This window comes from Streptomyces sp. NPDC101234 (assembly GCF_044767525.1).
Lineage (GTDB): Bacteria > Actinomycetota > Actinomycetes > Streptomycetales > Streptomycetaceae > Streptomyces > Streptomyces sasae.
The window spans coordinates 135,227-156,637 of record NZ_JBIWOA010000007.1 but is presented as its reverse complement, the minus strand read 5'-3'; the positions used below and the strand labels follow the sequence as shown (position 1 = coordinate 156,637).

Genomic DNA, 21,411 nt, shown 5'->3' with positions numbered 1-21,411 from the left:
CCTGGGGGGGGGCCCGCACCCCCGGGGGCCCCCGGCCCCCCCCCCCCCCCCCCCCCCCCCCCGCGCCCCCCCCCCCCCCGGGGGGGCCGGGCCGCTCGGGCATGCGCGTCAGCCCTTGACGAGGGTGATGTCCTGCTCTGCGGTGGCGTGGAAGAACGGCAGCGGCAGGCCGCCTTCGGGGCGCAGCTCCATGATCGTGGCCTCGACATGGGCCGCGCCGTGCCTGAGCTTCTCCGAGGTGACCCTGCCGGTGTTCTCCCAGTGGTGCTCGGAGCCGTCGCACACGGCCCGGGTGCCGCCGATGCCGTGCCGGTCGCTCGACGACTCCTGGCTGACCGACGAGCTGATGAACACCGGGCCCATGGCGCCGGTGCAGGTGTAGGTGCCGGAGAGGGTGACCGTACCGTCGGAGGCGAGACGACCGGTCGGGTCGACGGTGACGGACTCGGAGGAGGAGGCGGTCGCGGGGGCGACGGCGGCGCACAGCAGCGCGACGGAACCGAGGGCCGCGGCGAGGGCGGGGCGTACGGGCATGACTTCCTTCCCGGATCGGGGGGTGGGGGGCAAGCCCTGGATACCGGGCGGCCGAGGTACGACGCGTGACCGTCACCCCTTCGGTGGCGCGTCCCGGCGCGCCGGAACCGGCGGCGGTGTCCCGGAGGCGCGGCCACCGTCGTGGGAGCGTCCGGGAGTTGTCCGCGTGTTGTCACAGGTCACGGTGAGCGGTTCCCATGCGTTCACGGCGGGAGCATGGTCTGTGCATGGCTCCCGGCGAACACGCCGCAGGCAACCCGTGGAGGTGCGCCATGTGTTCACACCAGCTCCAGAGCGCTACGGCCGACCTCGGCCTTCCGCACATCGTCGCCGCCCACCCGGAGCAGGGCTGGACCCTGCTGTGCGACGGGGCGATCGTCTTCGACGACACGGGCGAGCTGCACGCCGACGGCAGCGTGGTCCCACCGCACCGCGCCCCGACCGACCGACTCACCGTCGCCGCCTGAACCACCCGATCGATCGGATCCACCCGATCCGCCGGATCCGGTTGCCGGGCGAGTCGCGCCACACCGCGACCCGGCCGACCGACTCACCGCCGCCTGAACCACCCGAACCACCCGAACCACCCGACCCGGTGCCGGGCGAGTCGCGGGGACCCCGGGTCGGGCCGCCGGCACAAAGGCGGGATGCCCCCCACCGGCATCGGACTGCGCGTCCACCGCGCCCCGGTCACCGCCGTCGACGCGGGGCTCGTCTGCTGCGCGGACCCCGCTTTCACGGACTCGCACCGGCGCTGGTCGCCGCCTGGGGGCGGGCCCCGCGGTCCTGACTCACATTCAGCCGGGCACCGAAGGTGACCAGCAGCGATGCCGGGGACCTAAAATGATCAACGTGTCCGAGCAACACGCCCCGAGGTCCCTCATCGTCACGCTCTACGGTGCGTACGGCCGCTTCCTGCCCGGCCCGGTGCCCGTCGCCGAGCTGATCCGGCTGCTGGCCGCCGTCGGCGTGGACGCCCCCTCCGTACGGTCGTCGGTGTCCCGGCTCAAACGCCGCGGGCTGCTGGCGCCGGCCCGCACCGCACAGGGCGCGGCCGGGTACGAGCTCTCCGCGGAGGCACGGCAGTTGCTCGACGACGGCGACCGCCGGGTGTACGCGGCGGCGCCGCCGGAGGACGAGGGCTGGGTGCTCGCGGTGTTCTCGGTGCCCGAGTCGGAGCGGCAGAAGCGGCATGTGCTGCGCTCGCGGCTGGCCGGGCTCGGCTTCGGCACGGCCGCGCCGGGGGTGTGGATCGCCCCGGCCCCGCTGTTCGAGGAGACCCGGCACACCCTGCGCCGGCTCGGCCTCGATCCGTACGTGGACTTCTTCCGCGGTGACCACCTCGGCTTCGCGCCCACCGTCGAGGCGGTCGCCCGCTGGTGGGACCTGACGGCCATCGCCAAGGCGCACGAGCAGTTCCTCGACGCCCACGAGCCGGTGCTGCGCGGCTGGGAGCACCGGACGGACACCCCGCCGGAGGACGCCTACCGCGACTATCTCCTGGCGCTCAACTCCTGGCGCCATCTGCCGTACACCGACCCCGGGCTGCCGACGAGCCTGCTGCCCGCCGACTGGCCGGGCACCCGCTCGGCCGCCGTCTTCCGGGCACTGCACGAGCGGCTGCGGGACGCGGGCGGCGCCTTCGTCGGCCTGTGAACCCGGCTGTGAACCCGGCCGTGAACGCACGGCCTTTTGTGAAATGTTCATTGCAGGACTGAGTGAACCCTTGCCCACCAGGAGTCACTCAGTCAAACCTCAGCTTCCTTGACCACTCCTCTCAGACTTCTTACCTACCCTTCGACAGGTCGTACGCGAGTTGGACGAACAGGTAAGGAAGAGGTCTGTTGCGCATGACCACCACGCCAAGGGCCCAGGGCGCCACGGTCTGGCTGACGGGGCTGCCGAGCGCGGGCAAGACGACGATCGCCCGCCTCCTCGGCGACCGGCTGAAGGCCCAGGGACATCGCGTGGAGGTCCTCGACGGCGACGAGATACGCCGTTTCCTCTCGGCCGGCCTCGGTTTCTCACGGGAGGACCGCAACACCAACGTCCAGCGCATCGGCCTGGTCTCCGAGGTGCTCGCGCGCAACGGAGTGCTCTCCGTGGTCCCGGTCATCGCCCCCTACGCCGACAGCCGCGAGGCGGTGCGCACCCGGCACGAGAAGAGCGGGACGCCATATCTGGAGGTGCATGTGGCGACCCCGGTCGAGGTGTGCAGCGAGCGGGATGTGAAGGGCCTGTACGCCAGGCAGGCCGCGGGGCGGATGACCGGGCTGACCGGTGTCGACGACCCGTACGAGCCGCCCGCCGACCCGGCGCTGGTGCTGCGCACCGAGCACCAGACCCCCCAGGAGTCGGCGGACGCGGTGCACGCGCTGCTGGTGGAGCGGGGGCTGGCATGAGCACCTTCACGCTGTCCCACCTGGACTCGCTGGAGTCCGAGGCGGTCCACATCTTCCGCGAGGTGGCGGGCGAGTTCGAGCGGCCGGTGATCCTGTTCTCCGGCGGCAAGGACTCCATCGTCATGCTGCACCTGGCGTTGAAGGCCTTCGCCCCGGCGCCGGTCCCCTTCTCCCTCCTCCACGTCGACACCGGCCACAACTTCCCCGAGGTCCTCGCCTACCGGGACCGCACGGTCGAGCAGCACGGACTGCGCCTGCATGTCGCCTCCGTGCAGGACTACATCGACCGGGGCGTGCTGCGCGAGCGGCCCGACGGGACCCGCAACCCGCTGCAGACGCTGCCGCTGACCGAGAAGATCCAGAGCGCGAAGTTCGACGCGGTCTTCGGCGGTGGCCGGCGCGACGAGGAGAAGGCCCGCGCCAAGGAGCGGGTGTTCTCCCTGCGCGACGAGTTCTCCCAGTGGGACCCGCGCCGCCAGCGCCCCGAGCTGTGGAACCTCTACAACGGCCGGCACGCCCCCGGCGAGCACGTCCGCGTGTTCCCGCTCTCCAACTGGACCGAGCTGGACGTCTGGCAGTACATCGCCCGCGAGGAGATCGAGCTGCCGCAGATCTACTACGCCCACCACCGCGAGGTGTTCCTGCGCGGCGGGATGTGGCTGACCGCCGGCGAGTGGGGCGGGCCCCGCGAGAACGAGACCGTCGAGAAGCGCCAGGTGCGCTACCGGACCGTCGGTGACATGTCCTGCACGGGTGCCGTCGACTCCGACGCCGACAGCATCGAGAAGGTGATCGCCGAGATCGCCGCCTCCCGGCTCACCGAGCGCGGCGCCACGCGTGCCGACGACAAGGTCTCCGAGGCCGCGATGGAAGACCGCAAGCGCGAGGGGTACTTCTAAGCATGAGCACGACCATCGACACCCTGCGGTTCGCGACCGCCGGTTCGGTCGACGACGGCAAGTCCACCCTCGTCGGACGGCTGCTGCACGACTCCAAGTCGGTCCTCGCCGACCAGCTGGAGGCGGTCGAGCAGGCCTCCCTCAGCCGTGGCAAGGACGCACCCGACCTGGCCCTCCTCACCGACGGGCTGCGCGCCGAGCGCGAGCAGGGCATCACGATCGACGTGGCCTACCGCTACTTCGCGACCCCGAAGCGCCGGTTCATCCTGGCCGACACCCCGGGTCATGTGCAGTACACCCGGAACATGGTCACCGGCGCCTCCACCGCCGAACTGGCGATCGTCCTGGTCGACGCCCGCAACGGGGTCGTCGAGCAGACCCGCCGGCACGCGGCCGTGGCCGCCCTGCTCCGGGTCCCGCAGGTCGTCCTCGCCGTCAACAAGATGGACCTGGTCGGCTACGAGCGGGCGGAGTTCGAGCGGATCGTCGCCGACTTCACCGCCCAGACCGCCGAGCTGGGGCTCCCCGAGGTCACCGCGATCCCGGTCTCCGCGCTGGTCGGGGACAACGTCGTCGACCGTTCCACGAACATGGACTGGTACGACGGCCCGGCGCTCCTGGAGTTCCTGGAGAACGTCCCGGTCGCGGCGGACGCGGCCGACGCCCCGGCCCGTTTCCCGGTCCAGTACGTCATCCGGCACGGTGACATCCGCCACTACGCGGGCCAGCTGGTCTCGGGCTCGCTGCGGGTCGGCGACCAAGTCACCGTCCACCCGTCCGGGGAGAGCTCCGAGATCACGGCGATCGACGTGCTCGGCACCGGGGTCGCCGCGGCCCACGCCCCGCAGTCCATCGGGATCCGCCTGGCCGACCAGCGGGACGTCTCGCGCGGCGACATGATCACCGCTGGACCGGAGGTGCCCGCCCTCACCCAGGACGTCACGGCGGCCGTGTGCCATCTGGCCGACCGGCCGCTCAGGGTCGGCGACCGGGTGCTGCTCAAGCACACCACCCGGACCGTCAAGGCGATCGTCCGGGACCTGGCGGGCGCGACCGAGCTGACCGCCAACGACCTGGGCCGGATCACCCTGCGCAGCGCCGAGCCGCTGCCCCTGGACGCCTACGCGGTGTCCCGTCGTACCGGCGCGTTCATCCTGATCGACCCGGCGGACGGCGCGACGCTGACCGCGGGGATGGTCGACCTGGCCTGACCTGCGAAAACACCGAGGAGCCCCTGGCGAGGACGCCGGGGGCTCCTTCGTGTTCGCCGCGGCCCCGGCGCCGGAGGGCCGTCACAAGGTCACGGCGTGTCAATAACGCGGTAACAGTGGAGCCGGATGTGCGAGACGGCCCGGCGGGCGGGGTAGCCACTCGTTACCGGGCCGAAGGTCCCGCGCCGGGGCCCGCCGACAGCCCCCGGAACGGGACCCGTACCATTCCTACAGTTGAAAGCAGGACAAGCAGTGATCGCCTGCTCCATGAACGGACCAGCCGTGTACGAACCACCTTCCTCCTCCGCCTCCTGGCGCATCGCGCTGCCGCACACCGTCGCGGCCGTGCCGGTCGCCCGTGCCCTGGTGCGTTCGGCGATGGAGGAGGCGGACCACGCGGCGGACGCCGACACCGCGGAGCTGCTCACGGCGGAGCTGGTGGCCAACGCCGTGGAGCACACCGCCGGCCGGGGGCCGATAGAGCTGGTCGTCGAGCTGATGCCGGGCGGCTGCAAGGTCGAGGTGCACGACCCCGACCCGGCCCCGCCGGCCCCTCTGACCCGGCCCACGATCGAGCCGCCGGACCCCTGGCAGGAGGGCGGGCGCGGCCTGCTGCTGATCCGCGCCCTGAGTTCGTCCTGCGGCCACCGCCCCACCGAGTCCGGCAAGGCGGTGTGGTTCAGGCTTCCTGTAGTACCGCGTCAGTGGCGTCCGGCGTAGTCACGGCGGCGGTGGCCAGCGTGGAGTTCCGGCGCCCGTAGCCGAGGTAGACCAGCAGGCCCACGACCAGGAAGACGGCGAACTGGATCCAGGTCGTCCACCCGGTCTCGTACATCAGGTACAGGCAGAAGCCGACGCCCAGCAGCGGCATGACCGGGTACAGCGGCACCCGGAAGGTGCGGGCGAGGCCCGGCTCGCGACGGCGCAGGGCGATCACCGCGATGTTCACCACGGCCATGATCGCGAGGGTGCCGATGGTGCACAGGTTCATCACCGCGTCCAGCGAGGCGAAGGCCGCCGGAAGCGCGAAGACGACCGCGACGATCAGGGTGCCGGAGACCGGTGTGGCGGTCCGCGGCGAGACCCGCTCGAAGACACGCGGGATCAGACCGTCCCGGGACATCGACATCAGGATGCGGGTCTGGCCGTACATCACGGCGAGCACCACGGAGGCGATGGCGACGACCGCGCCGAAGGCGATCACCCCGCCGCCGACCGTGGACCCGGTGACCTGGTTGACGACGTAGGAGAGGGCGGCGGGGCGGCCGGCGACCTGGTCGCCGCCGATGGCGCCGGTCGCGGCGAGGGCGACCGCGCAGTAGAGCAGGGTGACCACGCCCATGCAGACGAGGATCGCGACCGGGATGTCCCGGCGCGGGTTCTTCGCCTCCTCACCGGCGGTGGTGATCGCGTCGAAGCCGATGTACGAGAAGAACGCGGCGGTGGTGCCCGCGCCGATGCCGCCGAGACCGGCCGGGGAGAACGGCACCAGGTTGCCGTCCTTGAAGGCGCTGAAGCCGATCACGCAGAAGGCGACCAGGATGACCAGCTTCACGGCGGCCATCGCGGCGGTGGCCCGGGCGCTCTCCCGCACCCCGCGCACCAGCAGCAGGGCGGCCATGGCGATGACGATCACGGCGGGGAGGTTCACGATCCCGCCGTCGCCGGGGCCCGCGGCCAGGGCGTGCGGGAGCTGGAGGCCGGTGAGGCTGTGCAGCAGTTCGTCGACGTACTGGCTCCAGCCGACCGCGACGGCCGAGATCGAGACGCCGTACTCCAGGAGCAGGCACCAGCCGACCAGGAACGCGGTGGACTCACCGAGACCGGCGTAGGCGAAGGAGTACGACGATCCGGAGACCGGGATCGCACCGCCCAGCTCGGCGAAGGAGAGGGCGGTGAACACGCAGGTGACCGCGGCGAGGGCGAAGGAGACGACGACGGCCGGTCCGGCCTGGGCGACCGAGTCGGAGAGGCCGACGAAGATGCCGGTGCCGACGATCGCGCCGATGCCGAAGCAGATCAGCTGGAAGAGGCCCATGGTGCGGCGGAGGCCGTGGCCCGCCCGGTCGGCGCCGGATTCGGCGACCAGCAGGTGCGGGGACTTGATGCGGGGCATGCGGGTGGTGCTCGTTTCTGGTGGTGCGAACGTCCCTGATGGGGGCGTGGGTGCGGCCTCGGCAGGGGTGGCGCCGGGCCGCCGAAAGGATAGGGCCTGGTGAGGCCTTTGCGGTACGACGATCAGGCGAGCGTGGCCACCAGGACCGCCTTGATGGTGTGCATCCGGTTCTCGGCCTCGTCGAAGACGACCGAGTGCTCGGACTCGAACACCTCGTCGGTGACCTCCAGCTCGGTCAGTCCGTGCCGCTCGTGGATCTCGCGGCCGACGTCGGTGCCGAGGTCGTGGAAGGCAGGCAGGCAGTGCAGGAACTTGACGTCGGCGTTGCCGGTGGCGCGCAGCACGTCCATGGTGACGGCGTAGGGGCCGAGCAGCGCGATGCGCTCGTCCCAGACCGCCTTGGGCTCGCCCATCGACACCCAGACGTCGGTGGCGATGAAGTCGGCGCCGCGCACGCCCTCCTTCACGTCGTCGGTGAGCGTGATCCGGGCGCCGGACGCGCCGGCGAGCTGCTGGGCCAGCTCGATGATCGTGTCGTCCGGCCAAAGGAGCCGCGGGGCGACGATCCGGACGTCCATGCCGAGCAGGGCGCCGGTGACCAGGTAGGAGTTGCCCATGTTGTAGCGGGCGTCGCCGAGGTAGGCGAAGGCGATGTCGGTGAGCGGCTTGTCGCTGTGCTCGGTCATGGTGAGCACGTCGGCGAGCATCTGGGTGGGGTGCCACTCGTCGGTGAGGCCGTTGTAGACGGGGACCCCGGCGAACGCGGCCAGCTCCTCCACGACACCCTGGCCATGGCCGCGGTACTCGATCGCGTCGAACATCCGGCCGAGGACCCGGGCGGTGTCCTTCACCGACTCCTTGTGCCCGATCTGCGAGCCGGCCGGGTCGAGGTAGGTGGTGTGGGCGCCCTGGTCGGCGGCGGCGACCTCGAAGGCGCAGCGGGTGCGGGTGGAGGTCTTCTCGAAGACCAGCGCGATGTTCTTGCCGCGCAGGTGCTGCGTCTCGGTCCCGGCCTTCTTGGCCGCCTTCAGCTCGGCGGCCAGCTCGACCAGCCCGCGGAACTCCTCCTGGGTGAAGTCCAGCTCCTTGAGGAAGTGGCGGCCGGCGAGGGCGGTCGGGACTGTCGCCATGGGGGCGCTCCAGAGTACGGGTCGGCTTCAGGGACCATGGAAGTCTATACGATGCCTCACATTTCTATACAGTCGCCGTGGCGGCGGTTGCGTCACACCGCGTCCCGCTCCACCGGGCAGCTCATACAGCGCGGCCCGCCCCTGCCCCGGCCGAGCTCGCTGCCCGGGATCTCTATCACCTCGATGCCCTGCTTGCGCAGATGGGTGTTGGTGGTGGAGTTGCGTTCATAGGCGACGACGACACCGGGTTCGACGGCGAGCACGTTGCAGCCGTCGTCCCACTGCTCGCGCTCGGCCGCGTGCACGTCCTGGGTGGCGGTGAGGACCCGGATCTCACTGAGGCCGAGGGCGGCCGCGATCGCACGGTGCATGTGCTCCGGCGGATGGTCGGTGACCTTGAGCTCCTTGTCGGCCCCGCCCGGTTCGATGGTGTACGAGCGGAGCATGCCGAGCCCGGCGTACTGGGTGAAGGTGCCGCCGTCGACCATCGTCATCACGGTGTCGAGATGCATGAAGGCGCGCCCCTTCGGCATGTCGAGGGCCACGATCGTCCGCGCGGAGCCCGCCGCGAACAGCTTGTGCGCGAGCATCTCCACGGCCTGCGGGGTGGTGCGCTCGCTCATGCCGATCAGGACCGCGCCGTTGCCGATCACCAGGACGTCACCGCCCTCGATGGTGGAGGGGTAGGCGGCCTGCCCCTCCGACCAGACGTGGAACGTCTCGTCACGGAAGAGCGGGTGGTGCCGGTAGATCGCCTCGAAGTGCACGGTCTCGCGCTGCCGGGCGGGCCAGCGCATGGCGTTGATGGAGACCCCGTCGTAGACCCAGGCGGAGGTGTCGCGGGTGAAGAGGTGGTTGGGGAGCGGTTCGAGGAGGAAGTCGTCGAGGTCCATCACATGGAAGCGGACCGAGGTGGGCTCCTCGTGCGCGTCCAGGAACTCCCGCTTGGTCATGCCGCCGACCAGCGCCTCGGCCAGCTCGCGCGCGGGCAGCGCCTCGAAGGCGGCGCGCAGGTGGTCGGTGGCGAGGGGGCCGTACTCCTTCTCGTCGAAGACCCGGTCCAGGACGAGGGTGCGGGCGGCGGGGAGGTCCAGGGTCTCGGTGAGCAGGTCGCCGAAGAGATGGACGGCGACCCCGCGGTCGCGCAGCACGTCGGCGAAGCCGTCGTGCTCGGCCCGGGCCCGGCGCACCCAGAGGACGTCGTCGAAGAGAAGGGCGTCCTTGTTGCTCGGGGTGAGCCTTTTCAGCTCCAGGTCCGGCCGGTGCAGGATGACGCGGCGCAGCCGCCCGACCTCGGAGTCGACGTGGAATCCCATGTCTCCATCCTGACCATCGCCGACCGTCTTCACCCCCTGCTCGACCGTTTCTTGTTGTCGTCCCCTTGACGACAAACGAGAGCCAGGATTATGGTCATTATGACTCTAAAGACGAGGGGGCGGATTCGATGGCCGACATCACCCGCCGTCTGGGCTGGCGCCATCTGCGCGGGGCTCCGACGGCGCACGTCAGACACCACGGGGGCGGAAAGCTGCTGCACGACGGGCCGGGGCTCAGCTTCTGGTTCCGGGCGCTCAGCGCGGCGATCTCGGAAGTGCCGGTCGACGACCGCGAACTGGCCATGACCTTCCATGCCCGTACGGCCGACTTCCAGGACGTGGTGGTGCAGGCGACGGTCACCTACCGCGTCGGCGACCCGGCGGTGGCGGCCGCCCGCCTCGACTTCTCGATAGACCCGGACACGGGGGCCTGGCGGGGCACCCCGCTGGAACAGCTGGGCACCCTGCTCACGGAGACGGCCCAGCAGCACGCGCTGGACGTCCTGGCCCGGACCCTGCTGTCGGAGGCGCTGGTCGACGGGGTGGCGGCGGTGCGGGAGCAGGTCGCGGCCGGGCTGGCCGCCGAGCCCCGGCTGCCGGCGACCGGGATAGAGGTGGTGGCCGTCCGGGTGATGGCGCTGCGGCCCGAGCCGGAGGTGGAGCGGGCGCTGCGCACCCCGGCCCGCGAGCAGATCCAGCAGGAGGCCGACCGGGCGACCTACGAACGGCGGGCGGTGGCCGTCGAGCGGGAGCGGGCGATCGCCGAGAACGAGCTGGCCAGCCAGATCGAACTGGCCCGCCGTGAGGAGCAGTTGGTCGAGCAGCGGGGCACGAACGCCCGGCGCGAGGCGGAGGAGCACGCGGCGGCGGACGCGGTACGGGCGGAGGCGGAGGCGACCCGGACGGTGAAGCTGGCGGAGGCGGAAGCAACCAAGTCCGTGAAGTTCGCCGAGGCCGAAGCCACCCGGTCCGTGAAGCTGGCGGAGGCGGAAGCGGCCCGGTCCGTGAAGCTGGCCGACGCCGAGGCGGCGCGGTCCGTGAAGCTGGGTGAGGCCGAGGCGGCCCGGGCGGTCGCGCTCGCGCGGGCCGAGGCGGCGGGAGCGCGGGAGGTCGGCGAGGCCCGGGCCGCGGCACAGGCGGCCTGGCTGCGGGTGCACGGCGAGGTGGACGTGGCCACGCTGCACGCCCTCACGGGCACCCGGCTCGCGGAGAACCTCCCGCGCATCGACAGCCTGACCGTGTCGCCGGACGTGCTGACGGGGCTGCTGGCGAAGCTGGGCTCGGCGGAGGGGGCGTGAACACGGCGACCGGGTCCGCGGTCAGGGTCCGTACGGCGTGGCCGGCGGCCTCACCGGCCCCATGCGCACGGTTCCGCACTGCCGGCGAAACCGGGCTCGGCGCAGGGGGCATGAACACTGCGCCCGCGCCCGCGGTCAGGGTCCGTACGGCGTGGCCGGCGGCCTCGCCCGACCCGTCCGCCCGGTTCCGTCGAGTCCCGGAGGCGGCGCCATGAGCCTCGCGCCCCGTGCCGTGCTCGTCCACCGCACCAGCGAGTACGAGGAGTTGGTGGCCCACCACGGCACCCATGGCCAGGCCGCCTTCTTCCTCTCCTCCCGGGGACGGGACATCGAGGAGGTCGCCGAACGGCACCGGCGCACCCGGCGGGCGCTCGCCGAGGTGACCTCGGCGGTGCCGCTGACCTGGCGTCAGGCGCGGGTGGAGCGGGGCGACCTGGACCGTTTCCTGTTCGCCCCGGAGGACGTGGTCGTGGTGGTCGGCCAGGACGGGCTGGTGGCGAACGTGGCCAAGTACCTGGACGGCCAGCCGGTGATCGGGATCGACACCGACCCCGGCCGCAACCCCGGTGTCCTCGTACGGCACCGGCCCGCGGACGCGGCTGTGCTGCTGGGCTCGGCCGGGGCCACCGGCGTCGACGAGCTGACCATGGTCGAGGCGGTCGCCGACGACACTCAGCGGCTCGTGGCGCTCAACGAGATCTATCTGGGTACCGCCGGTCATCAGACCGCCCGATACCGCCTGGGCCTCGAGGACGACGGGGGTGTCGTCGAGGCCCAGGCCTCCTCCGGGGTGCTGGTGGGCACCGGCACCGGGGCCACCGGGTGGCTGCGCTCGCTGTGGCAGGAGCGCGGCGCCCGGCAGGCCCTGCCCTCCCCCACCGAGGACCGCCTGCTCTGGTTCGTCCGCGAGGCCTGGCCGTCCCCGGCGACCGGGACCTCCCTGGTCGCCGGGGAGCTCACGGCCTCCGCGGCCCTGACCCTCACGGTCGAGTCGGACCGCCTGATCGCCTTCGGCGACGGCATCGAGACGGACGCCCTGGAGCTGACCTGGGGGCAGACGGTCCGCGTCGGAGCCTGCGCCCGCAGGCTCCGGCTGGTCGGCTGACCTCAGAGCCGGGGGTCGACCGGCTCCGACTCCAGGGCCAGCACCCCGAACACCGCCTCGTGCACCCGCCACAGCGGCTCGCCGTCCGCGAGGCGGTCCAGGGCCTCCAGGCCCAGGGCGTACTCGCGGATCGCCAGGGACCGCTTGTGGTTGAGGAAGCGGCCCCGCAGGCGGGCCAGGTTGTCGGGGCGGGTGTACTCGGGACCGTAGATGATCCGCAGGTACTCGCGGCCCCGGCACTTGATGCCGGGCTGGACCAGCCGGCCGGCCGGGTCGCGCACGACCGCCCCGAGCGGTTTGACGACCATGCCCTCGCCGCCCCGGCCGGTCATCTCCAGCCACCAGTCGACACCGGCCCGCACCGACTCCGGGTCGCCGGTGTCGACGTACAGGCGGCGGGTGGTCTGCAGCAGACCCGTCGGGTCGTTCTCCACCAGCCGGTCCAGCAGGGCGAGTTGCTCGTCGTGCGGGAGCCCGGCGAGGCTGCGGCCCTGGACCGCGAGAAGCTGGAAGGGGGCGAGGCGCACCCCGTCCAGGCCCTCGGTGGTCCAGCAGTAACGCCGGTAGGCGTCGGTGAACGCGGCTGCGTCGGCGGCGCGGTCACGCTGCCGGTCCCGCAGCCCGCCGACGTCGACACCGCGCGCCGCCGCGCCCTCCAGGGCGGCCAGCGCACCCGGGAACACCGCGCGGGAGGCGGCGCCCACGGCCGCGTACTGCGAGCGCAGCAGTCCGGCGGCCTTGAGCGACCAGGGCAGCAGCTCGGCGTCCAACAGCAGCCAGTCGGTGGCGAGTTCGTCCCAGAGGCCGGCCACGTCCACCGCCGCGCGGATCCGGCCGAGGATCTCCTCGGTCACCGATTCGTCGTCGAAGAACGGGCGTCCGGTGCGGGTGTAGAGGGAACCGGTCGGCCCCGGGGCGATGCCGAAACGCTTGTGCGCCACCTCCGCGTCCCGGCACACCAGCGCCACCGCCCGCGAGCCCATGTGCTTCTCCTCGCACACGACCCGGGCGACCCCGCCCTCGGCGTACTGCGCGAACGCCTCCGCCGGGTGCTCCAGATAGCCCTCGACATGACTCGTGGCCGTGGGTGCCATGGTCGGCGGGAGGTACGGCAGCAGGCGCGGGTCGATCGCGAAGCGGCTCATGACCTCCAGAGCCGCCGCCGCGTTCTCCTCGCGGACGCCGACCCGGCCCTGGTGCCGGGTCTCGACGACCCGTCGGCCCTGGACGTCCGCCAGGTCCAGCGGCCGCCCGTCCTGACCGCCCGGCGCCTCGGCGCGCAGGGGCCGGGCCGGCTCGTACCAGACCCGCTCGGCCGGTACGTCGACCAGTTCCCGCTCCGGCCAGCGCAGCGCGGTCAGCTTGCCGCCGAAGACGGCGCCGGTGTCCAGGCAGATGGTGTTGTTGAGCCAGCTCGCCTCGGGGACGGGAGTGTGGCCGTAGACGACGGCCGCCCGGCCCCGGTAGTCCTCCGCCCACGGGTAGCGCACCGGCAGGCCGAACTCGTCGGTCTCGCCGGTGGTGTCGCCGTAGAGCGCGTGCGAGCGGACCCGGCCGGAGGTGCGGCCGTGGTACTTCTCGGGCAGCCCGGCGTGGCAGACGACCAGCTTCCCGCCGTCGAGGACGTAGTGGCTGACGAGCCCGTCGATGAACTCCCGTACCTGCTGGGTGAACTCCTCGCTCTCGCCGTCCATCTGCTCGATGGTCTCGGCGAGTCCGTGGGTGTGCTGGACCTTGCGGCCCTTGAGATAACGCCCGTACTTGTTCTCGTGGTTGCCGGGCACGCAGAGGGCGTTGCCCGACCGGACCATCGACATCACCCGGCGCAGCACGCCCGGGCTGTCCGGGCCGCGGTCGACGAGGTCGCCGACGAAGACGGCCGTACGGCCCTGCGGGTGCACGCCGTCCTGGTAGCCCAGCTTGGCGAGCAGGGTCTCCAGTTCCGAGGCGCAGCCGTGGATGTCGCCGACGATGTCGAAGGGACCGGTGAGGTGGGTCAGGTCGTTGAACCGCTTCTCGGTGACGACGGTCGCGGACTCGATCTCCTCGACACCGCGCAGGATGTGCACCTTGCGAAAGCCCTCGCGCTCCAAGTGCCTTATGGAACGACGGAGTTCGCGGATGTGGCGCTGGATGACCCGGCGCGGCATGTCGGCCCGGTCGATGCGGGCCGCGTTGCGCTCGGCGCATACCTCCTCGGGCACGTCGAGGACGACGGCGATGGGCAGCACGTCGTACTGCCGGGCCAGGTCGATCAGCTGCTTTCTCGACTCCTGCTGGACGCTGGTCGCGTCGACGACCGTGCGGCGGCCGGCGGCCAGTCGCTTGCCCGCGATGTAGTGCAGGACGTCGAAGGCGTCAGTCGTCGCGCTCTGGTCGTTCTCGTCGTCGGAGACCAGACCCCGGCAGAAGTCGGAGGAGATCACCTCGGTCGGCTTGAAGTGGCGGTGCGCGAAGGTGGACTTGCCGGAGCCGGAGGCGCCGACGAGAACGACCAGGGAGAGGTCGGTGACGGGGAGGACCCGTCCGGTGTGCTGTGCCTCGGTCATGCCGCCTTCGCCTCCTTCGCGGCGATCGTGGTGGTGCCGATCCCGAAAACGGCCATCTGGGTGGGTGGGCCGACCTCGGGGTCGTCCGGGCCCACAGGAGTGAACTCGACCTCGTAGCCGTGGAGTTCGGCGACCCGGTGGGCCCAGGCGCGGAACTCCTCGCGGGTCCACTCGAAGCGGTGGTCGCCGTGCCGCACATGTCCGGCGGGAAGGGTCTCCCAGCGGACGTTGTACTCGACGTTCGGCGTGGTCACCAGGACCGTGCGCGGGCGGGCGGCGCCGAACACGGCGTACTCCAGGGCGGGCAGCCGGGGCAGGTCGAGGTGCTCGATCACCTCGCTGAGCACAGCGGCGTCGTACCCCTTGAGCCGCTGGTCGGTGTAGGCCAGCGAGCCCTGGAAGAGCTTGACGCGGGCGGCCTGCCGCTCGCCCATACGGTCGAGCCCCAGCCGCCGGGAGGCGATGGTGAGCGCGCGCATCGACACGTCGACGCCGACGATCTCGGTGAAGGACGGGTCCTTCAGCAGCGCCTGCACCAACTGGCCCTGGCCGCAGCCGAGGTCGAGGACCCGGGCGGCACCGGAGCGCTTCAGCGCGCCGAGGATCGCCTCGCGCCGCTGCACGGCGAGCGGGGTCGGCTTCTCCTCCGCCTCGGTCTCCGCCTCGACCGCGTTGTCGAGTTCCTCGACCTCGCTGTCGTCGGACTCGGCGAGCCGCACCAGCTCCAGCCGCTCCATGGCCTGCCGGGTCAGCGACCAGCGGCGGGAGAGGTAACGGCTGGTGATGAGCTTCTGCTCCGGGTGGCCGGGCAGCCAGCCCTCGCCGGCGCGCAGCAGCTTGTCGACCTCCTCGGAGGAGACCCAGTAGTGCTTGGCGTCGTCGAGGACGGGGAGCAGGACGTAGAGGTGGCGCAGTGCCTCGGAGAGGGTGAGGGCCGAGGACTCCAGGACCAGGCCGACGTAGCGCGAGTCGCCCCACTCCGGGAACGCGGCGTCCAGGGCGACCGGTGCGGCGGTCACCGTCCAGCCGAGCGGCTCGAAGAGACGTCGTACCAGCTCCGGGCCGCCGCGGGCGGGCAGCGCGGGCACCTCGACGCGCAGCGGCAGCGGGGCTGCGGCCCGCTCGGGGCGGGCCTTGCACACACCGCGCATCGCGCTGGAGAAGACGTTGCCGATCGCCACGGCGAGCAGTGAGGAGGCCGCGTAGGGGCGGTCGTTGACGTACTGCGCGAGCGCCGCGTCGGGTGCCCCGCCACGGCCCTTGCCCTTGCCGCGCCGGACCAGCGCCACCGCGTCGACCTCCAGCAACAGCGCCGCCGTGCAGCGCGCGGTATCCGCCTCGGGGTAGAAGACGTGCGCGATGCCGTAGGAGGTCGAGAAGGTCTGCGCGTTGTCGGGGTGCTTGTGCAGCAGGAACCCGAGGTCGGTCGCGGGACGTTCGGCGGTGCCGGTGGTGGTGATCGTCAGGAACACGGTGGGTCGCCTCGAAAAGGGTCAGGGAAGGGTGCGAAAGCGCTGGTCGTGCGCTTGCCCGCGGTTCCAACGTACCTAGGTTCACGGGGCGGACGCGCGGAATTTTCCGCCGGGCCGGGCAGGTTCGGTTCGGCAGCGCCCCGAAGGGGCGCTGGGGGTACCCCCGGCCGAAGACTGGGGGAGGAACTGCACGACCCAGCCACGACGGCACCGCGGACGGCGGACGGCGGACGGCAGACGGCAGACGGCAGACGGCAGACGGCAGACGGCAGACGGCAGACGGCAGACGGCAGACGGCGAGCGGAACGATCAGCCGTCGGCTCGTTTCCAGGCACCGACGCCGAGTTTGCCCGTGGTACCGAGGTCCAGGCCCGGGGTGACCATCACGGGGTCGGCGCCGGGCTTCGCCAGGACACGGACGTAGGGCACGTTCACCGCGGTGCTGCCCGCCAGGGTGGTGTTGCGCCAGGTCAGGCCGGAGAGGGCGGTCTCACCGGGCTTGAGGGTGAGGGGAACGGGCGGTTCGTCGTAGCCGGTTCCCATGGCGATGGCGGCGCCTCCGTGCAGGACGCGTATGCCGTCGACGGGCCGGTGGTCCTCGTCGAGGAGGCTCAGCTCCGGATAGCCGTCGAGCGAGTAGTCCCGTTTCCCGCAGTTCTGCAGGTGGAGTCCTACGACACGCAGACCCATCGCGGCGTCGCCGTCGTCGGCCCACAGCCGTACTCCGGAGGAGGGGCAGGCGCCGGTCCGGTCCGGTGCCTCGTCGGCGGGGACCTTGGTGACCTGCTCGACCTTCACCCTGGTCACCGGGGAAGCGCTGGGGGTGAGCACGCCCAGGTCGACGGTTCCGCTCCGGCTGCGTCCGGGCGCGACCCCGGCCACGGTCACCTTCCTGTTCCCCATGACCGCGCCGGTGTCCGTGGTGAACGCGAAGATCACGGTGTAGGTCATGGCTTCGTCGCCGTCGTTGCTGACCTGGTAGGCGGCGGAGACACCCGAGTCACCGGGCAGCCGGTCCGCATGGACCGAGCCCGGCGAGGCGGACGGGGTCGGGGAGGCGGAGGGGATGGCGACCGAGGTGATCCGGACGCCGTCCACCGGGGGGTCGGTGACGGTGGCGCGGGGCGCCGGGACCGCCGCGCCGGGGCCGCCGCTCGTGCCCGCGTGCTCCCCGCCGCAGGCCGTGGCCAGGAGCAGGGCGGCGGCGGGGGCGAGGAGACGGGGGTGGGGTCTGCGCATCCGGTCACCTCATCAGGGCGGGCTCCGGACCACTGTGGTGGAAGCCACTCCTCCGGTCACAGCCGTGTCACAGCCGAACCGTGTCACAGCCGACCGGATGCGCGGACCCCCTTGCCGGTTACGACAGTTGGGACTGGACCTGGGCCGAGATCAGCTCCAGGTGGTCCAGGTCGGAGAGGTCGAGGATCTGGAGGTAGAAGCGCTGGGAGCCGATCTCGGCGTAGCGGCCGATCTTCTCGACGACCTCGGCCGGGGTACCGGCCAGGCCGTTCGTCTTCAGCTCGTCGACCTCGCGGCCGATGGCCGCGGCGCGGCGGGCGACCTCCTGGTCGTCCTTGCCGACACAGACCACGAGGGCGTTGGAGTAGGTCAGGTCGTCGGCCTTGCGGCCGGCCGCCTCGACGGCGGCGCGGACCCGGCCGAACTGGGTCTCGCTGTCCTCGACCGAGGCGAACGGCATGTTGAACTCGTCGGCGTGACGCGCCGTCAGCTTCGGGGTGCGGGTGGCGCCGTGACCGCCGATCAGCACCGGGATCCGCGCCTGGGCGGGCTTGGGCAGCGCGGGCGAGTCGGTCAGGTCGTAGTAGGTGCCGTGGAAGTCGAAGGTGTCGCCGAGCTTGGTCTCCCACAGGCCGGTGACGATCGCCAGCTGCTCCTCCAGACGGCCGAACTTCTCCTTCGGGAAGGGGATGCCGTACGCCTTGTGCTCCTCCTCGAACCAGCCGGCGCCCAGGCCGAGTTCGACGCGGCCGCCGGACATCTGGTCGACCTGGGCGACCTGGATGGCGAGCACGCCCGGCAGCCGGAACGTTCCGGCGGTCATCAGGGTGCCGAGGCGGATCCGCTTGGTCTCCCGGGCGAGACCGGCGAGGGTGATCCAGGCGTCGGTGGGGCCGGGCAGGCCGTCCACGTCGCCCATCTTCAGGTAGTGGTCGGAGCGGAAGAAGGCGTCGAAGCCGAGGTCCTCGGTGGCCTTGGCGACGGTGAGGAGGGTGTCGTAGCTCGCGCCCTGCTGGGGCTCGGTGAAGATGCGAAGATCCATGCTTCCATCCTGCCTGGCACGGGCCCCGTCAACAGCATTGGTACCGGCCGTCCCGCGCGTCCCCGCCCCGGGTGAATCTCGCCGACGGCGGGGCGTGGGGCGGGGCGGGCCAGTAATCTCCACGAGGAAGCGGGTCTTCCCTCCTCGGAATCCCAGGAGCGCCTCCGCAGTTCGGCGCGCGAATGACCATGCCGACGCCGGCCGCTCGTCGCGGTGGGCCGCCGTGAAGTTCCCCTTCCATCACGGCGATCCGGCGGCGAGGCCCAGCCACCCTCGTGATCGATCAGCGGAATCAGGCGGACGGCGTGCTGCTGAATATGACCATGTTGGTGCAGTCGTCGGGGTCGCCGATCCAGTCGTACAGTCGTGGATCCTCACGGTTGCCGCTGATGTCGAAGCCGGATCCGTAACCGTCCGAGCCGAGTTCGTAGTCATTGATCTCGGAGAAGGAGAGCGAGAGGTCCTGGTCGTCGGGGTCGGCCTCGTTGAGTTCCCAGCGACCGCTGCCTCTTCTCCCGTCCGTGGCTCCCGTCGCCCCTTCGAGGTCGGCGGGCCACGCGACCGTCGTGAAGGTGCCGTCGCCCCGCAGGGTCACGGTGCCTCCCCACGTGTTCCGGTAGCTGCCGACCAGGTCGTCGGCCTTCAGGCCGGCGGGGCGGCGGCCCTCCCCGGGACACGCCTCGTAACGAGCGAAGCACCCGGTCACCGTGGACGCGAGAACCACCATGACCGTGCAGAGCAACGCCCGATGTCCCCGCCGCATCGCACCCCCTCATACGTTCCGCCATGGATTCTTCCACGACGGACGAGAGGCTCAGCCGTCCCTGACCTCCTCCCGGGCCGCCAGTTTGCGGAGCATCTCCAGGACCCGGTCCCGGGATTCGTCGGCGGCGTCGATCGCCTCCATGCACTGCCAGTACGTCGTCTCGTCGGCCGCGGCGCTGGCCATGCCGACCAGCGCGATGCCGACCTCGGCGAGGAGGCCGCCGAGGGAGAGAAGCGTCTTGCGTGCGTCGTCCAGCTCCGTGAGCTGGGCGGCGCGCAGGGTGCCGGGGTCCAGGTCCGGGGTGGTGAGGACCCCGCAGCCCCGGCCCGCCAGCTCGGTCAGACCGAGGGCCTCGCCGCGCAGCTCGGGCGGGCCGGAGACGGCCAGCCTGCTGCCGATCGCCTGGGCCAGGGCCTGGGCCTGCCACACCTCGGTCATCAGTTCCGGTACACCCGCGCCGTGCGCCAGCGCCCGTCTGCTCGCCACGATGAGCCGCATCGCGTCCATCAGCCGCCCCGTCCCCGTCCGTCCGAACCGCCTTGCTGCACTCAGTAGTTCACTACCCAGAGTGAGGGCGTGCGAGACGTAAAGCCAGAGGAAGACGGAAATCTGTGGACAACAATTCGGATTCGGGCGAGGTTTTGGATACGGAGCGTTAAATCGGAGTGCGGTACTCCATCCCTGTCAGGCGGGCGGGAACCGCTTCTCGTTGCGGGCGATCTTCGCGTCCAGCGCGGCCAGCGGATCGATGCCGAGGACCTCGCAGAACTGCAGCAGATAGGACAGGACGTCGGCGACCTCGTCCGTGACCTTGTGGGCGGTGTCGGGGTCGTCCATCACCCGGGCCGACTCCTCCGGGGTCAACCACTGGAAGATCTCGACCAGTTCGGAGGCCTCCACGCTGAGGGCGGCCACCAGGTTCTTGGGCGTGTGGTACTGCCGCCAGTCGCGGGCGGCGGCGAACTCGGCCAGCCTGCGCTGGAGGTTCGCCACGTCGAGAGGTTCGTCGGTCACCCGTCCAGGTGTACCACCGTGATCGCTCCCCCTCCGACGGCCCAGGAGGCGTCGCTCAGCGCGCCGACAAAGCGGATGTGGCCGCGTTCGCCCATCAGGACTGCGGTGCGCAGGAGTTCGGTGCGCTGGCGGGGGTCGAGGCAGCGGTCGAAGCCGTCGGCGAGGACGGTGAGGCTGCGCATGGCGTCGGGGACCTCGCCGGGGGCGTCGACCTCCAGGACGCCGGGGCCGGTGAAGAGGACCAGTGCGAGGGCGAGCTGGCGCAGCTCGCCGTCGCCGAGCCGCGCCAGCTCCGAGCGGTGGCCGTCGCCCCGGTCGAGCAGCGCCCGTACCGTGCCGTCGCCCAGCGGTTCGGCGAGCAGGTCGGCGACGGGGCCGGCGCAGCCGGTGCGCACCGCGTCGACGAGCTGCGCGTGCCGTCGGCCGCATTCGGTACGGGTGCGCCACAGTACGTCGGCGAGGTTGCCGCACCCGCGCAGCAGGCGGCCGGAGCCGGTGCGGACGGGGGTGCGCATGTCTTCGGGCCGTGGATCGCAGGCGAACACCGACCGGAGGGCGACGACCATCTGTTCGGCGGCGGCGAGGACCTGCCGCTGGCCGTCCGTCTTCCCCGCCACCCGCAGGGGCAGCAACGCCGTACCGAGCCGGTCGTCAGGGAGCGGGGCCCGGGTCACGGGGGAGCTGCCCGCCGTGTGCCAGGCGGCCTGTACGGCGCGCCGGCCCGGGTCACGCAGGGCGGTCTCCAGGAGCACCAGGCCGCCGGCGGTCAGCCGCTCCCCCACGATCCGCAGTTCGGGCTCGGCCTGCACGGCGACGTCGAGCCGGACCGGGCCCTCGGCGCCGTCGGCCGTACACCCGATCCGAAACCCCCGCCGCCGCTGCGCGTCGGGCCGCGCCCGCTCCGGCACGAGTGCGACGGGATCGGGGAACACGTCCGCCAGCGCGGCCCCGCCCCCGAGCCGCGCCAGCGCCTCGTAGGCCGCGAGCACGGCGGACTTGCCACTGCCGCTGGGCCCCGTGAAGAGAGTCACCCGCCCCAGCGGAAAACTCGCACCCCGATGCCGGGCATAGGCAGAGAGCCGAAGCTCGATGACCCGGGGCCGGGGGTCACGGCGGGGGGTGGGGGCCGCGGGGGCGGCGTTCGTTGCCAGTGCGCGCGGTTGCTCGTCGGCAGCCGGCCCCCCTGGGCGGGCGCGCGGGACGGTCTGCGGCGACCGGCCGGACGTACCGGATCGGGACGGAGGAGGCCGTTCGGACGGCGGCGCCTCCGCCCCCGTCGGCATGCTCGCCGGCGCAGCGTCTTCCGGTGACGCGGACG

The 21,411-nt window shown here is 72.0% G+C and carries 20 protein-coding genes; 8 read left to right on the top strand and 12 right to left on the bottom strand.

All coding sequences use genetic code 11. The features are described 5' to 3' along the window. Positions 1 to 108 precede the first annotated feature (108 nt). Positions 109 to 534: a DUF6299 family protein gene (locus ACIRR9_RS15300; RefSeq protein ID WP_403751383.1), complete on the bottom strand. Its 426-nt coding sequence runs from the start codon at positions 532 to 534 to the stop codon at positions 109 to 111. Positions 535 to 806: 272 nt separating this feature from the next. Here ACIRR9_RS15300 and ACIRR9_RS15295 point away from each other — a divergent pair, with 272 nt between their 5' ends. From ACIRR9_RS15295 to ACIRR9_RS15270, 6 genes are all read left to right on the top strand, one after another. Continuing rightward, positions 807 to 1,001: a DUF5999 family protein gene (locus ACIRR9_RS15295; protein WP_365346144.1), complete on the top strand. Its 195-nt coding sequence runs from the start codon at positions 807 to 809 to the stop codon at positions 999 to 1,001. A gap of 376 nt (positions 1,002 to 1,377) precedes the next feature. Continuing rightward, the gene (locus tag ACIRR9_RS15290; protein ID WP_403751381.1) at positions 1,378 to 2,190 is read left to right on the top strand and encodes a PaaX family transcriptional regulator C-terminal domain-containing protein; all 813 of its coding nucleotides are present in this window, start codon (positions 1,378 to 1,380) and stop codon (positions 2,188 to 2,190) included. A 194-nt stretch (positions 2,191 to 2,384) separates the two neighbouring features. Next, entirely contained in the window at positions 2,385 to 2,936 is a 552-nt protein-coding gene (gene cysC / locus ACIRR9_RS15285; RefSeq protein WP_403751379.1) for an adenylyl-sulfate kinase, read from the top strand. Next, positions 2,933 to 3,835 (top strand): sulfate adenylyltransferase subunit CysD, encoded by a 903-nt coding sequence (gene cysD / locus ACIRR9_RS15280; protein ID WP_403751377.1) that lies wholly within the window; start codon positions 2,933 to 2,935, stop codon positions 3,833 to 3,835. The genes cysC and cysD overlap by 4 nt, the downstream gene beginning before the upstream one ends. Before the next feature lie 2 nt (positions 3,836 to 3,837). Further along, positions 3,838 to 5,046, top strand: coding sequence for a sulfate adenylyltransferase subunit 1 (locus tag ACIRR9_RS15275; protein ID WP_403751375.1), 1,209 nt, complete (start codon positions 3,838 to 3,840; stop codon positions 5,044 to 5,046). 267 nt (positions 5,047 to 5,313) lie between these two features. Further along, the gene (locus ACIRR9_RS15270) at positions 5,314 to 5,766 is read left to right on the top strand and encodes an ATP-binding protein (RefSeq protein ID WP_365346132.1); all 453 of its coding nucleotides are present in this window, start codon (positions 5,314 to 5,316) and stop codon (positions 5,764 to 5,766) included. On the opposite strand, the gene ACIRR9_RS15265 is transcribed toward ACIRR9_RS15270, so the two are convergent. The 3 genes from ACIRR9_RS15265 to ACIRR9_RS15255 form a co-directional block, all read right to left on the bottom strand. Continuing rightward, positions 5,726 to 7,162 carry an amino acid permease gene (locus ACIRR9_RS15265; protein WP_365346130.1) on the bottom strand — a complete coding sequence of 479 codons (1,437 nt, stop codon included), beginning with the start codon at positions 7,160 to 7,162 and terminating at the stop codon, positions 5,726 to 5,728. The genes ACIRR9_RS15270 and ACIRR9_RS15265 overlap by 41 nt on opposite strands. Before the next feature lie 122 nt (positions 7,163 to 7,284). Continuing rightward, positions 7,285 to 8,292 carry an ornithine carbamoyltransferase gene (argF, locus tag ACIRR9_RS15260; RefSeq protein ID WP_403751373.1) on the bottom strand — a complete coding sequence of 336 codons (1,008 nt, stop codon included), beginning with the start codon at positions 8,290 to 8,292 and terminating at the stop codon, positions 7,285 to 7,287. Between the two features lie 92 nt (positions 8,293 to 8,384). Further along, positions 8,385 to 9,608, bottom strand: a complete 1,224-nt coding sequence (locus ACIRR9_RS15255; RefSeq protein ID WP_403751371.1) for an arginine deiminase — start codon at positions 9,606 to 9,608, stop codon at positions 8,385 to 8,387. 128 nt (positions 9,609 to 9,736) lie between these two features. On the opposite strand from ACIRR9_RS15255, the gene ACIRR9_RS15250 reads away from it, so the two are divergent. Together ACIRR9_RS15250 and ACIRR9_RS15245 are read left to right on the top strand one after the other, a co-directional pair. Next, entirely contained in the window at positions 9,737 to 10,906 is a 1,170-nt protein-coding gene (locus ACIRR9_RS15250; RefSeq protein WP_403751369.1) for an SPFH domain-containing protein, read from the top strand. A 211-nt stretch (positions 10,907 to 11,117) separates the two neighbouring features. Continuing rightward, entirely contained in the window at positions 11,118 to 12,011 is an 894-nt protein-coding gene (locus ACIRR9_RS15245) for a hypothetical protein (RefSeq protein ID WP_384575899.1), read from the top strand. Between the two features lie 2 nt (positions 12,012 to 12,013). Here ACIRR9_RS15245 and ACIRR9_RS15240 read toward each other — a convergent pair whose 3' ends face one another. The 8 genes from ACIRR9_RS15240 to ACIRR9_RS15205 all read right to left on the bottom strand — a co-directional run bounded on the left by ACIRR9_RS15240 (position 12,014) and on the right by ACIRR9_RS15205 (position 21,376). Continuing rightward, positions 12,014 to 14,560 (bottom strand): polynucleotide kinase-phosphatase, encoded by a 2,547-nt coding sequence (locus tag ACIRR9_RS15240; protein WP_403751367.1) that lies wholly within the window; start codon positions 14,558 to 14,560, stop codon positions 12,014 to 12,016. Then, positions 14,557 to 16,032, bottom strand: coding sequence for a 3' terminal RNA ribose 2'-O-methyltransferase Hen1 (locus ACIRR9_RS15235; protein WP_403751365.1), 1,476 nt, complete (start codon positions 16,030 to 16,032; stop codon positions 14,557 to 14,559). The genes ACIRR9_RS15240 and ACIRR9_RS15235 overlap by 4 nt, the downstream gene beginning before the upstream one ends. A 309-nt stretch (positions 16,033 to 16,341) precedes the next feature. Further along, positions 16,342 to 17,271 carry a DUF4232 domain-containing protein gene (locus ACIRR9_RS15230; RefSeq protein ID WP_403751363.1) on the bottom strand — a complete coding sequence of 310 codons (930 nt, stop codon included), beginning with the start codon at positions 17,269 to 17,271 and terminating at the stop codon, positions 16,342 to 16,344. A gap of 118 nt (positions 17,272 to 17,389) precedes the next feature. Then, entirely contained in the window at positions 17,390 to 18,313 is a 924-nt protein-coding gene (locus tag ACIRR9_RS15225) for an LLM class F420-dependent oxidoreductase (RefSeq protein WP_403751361.1), read from the bottom strand. 292 nt (positions 18,314 to 18,605) lie between these two features. After that, positions 18,606 to 19,040 (bottom strand): hypothetical protein, encoded by a 435-nt coding sequence (locus ACIRR9_RS15220; RefSeq protein WP_403751359.1) that lies wholly within the window; start codon positions 19,038 to 19,040, stop codon positions 18,606 to 18,608. An 87-nt stretch (positions 19,041 to 19,127) separates the two neighbouring features. After that, on the bottom strand, positions 19,128 to 19,586 hold the full coding sequence (locus ACIRR9_RS15215; protein WP_185149071.1) for a DUF6099 family protein: 459 nt from the start codon (positions 19,584 to 19,586) through the stop codon (positions 19,128 to 19,130). Between the two features lie 177 nt (positions 19,587 to 19,763). After that, a complete protein-coding gene (locus ACIRR9_RS15210) occupies positions 19,764 to 20,093 on the bottom strand; it encodes a nucleotide pyrophosphohydrolase (RefSeq protein ID WP_384575920.1) in 330 nt (109 codons plus the stop codon). Next, positions 20,090 to 21,376 (bottom strand): ATP-binding protein, encoded by a 1,287-nt coding sequence (locus ACIRR9_RS15205; RefSeq protein WP_403751357.1) that lies wholly within the window; start codon positions 21,374 to 21,376, stop codon positions 20,090 to 20,092. Before ACIRR9_RS15205 ends, ACIRR9_RS15210 begins: the two co-directional genes overlap by 4 nt. Positions 21,377 to 21,411 lie beyond the last annotated feature (35 nt).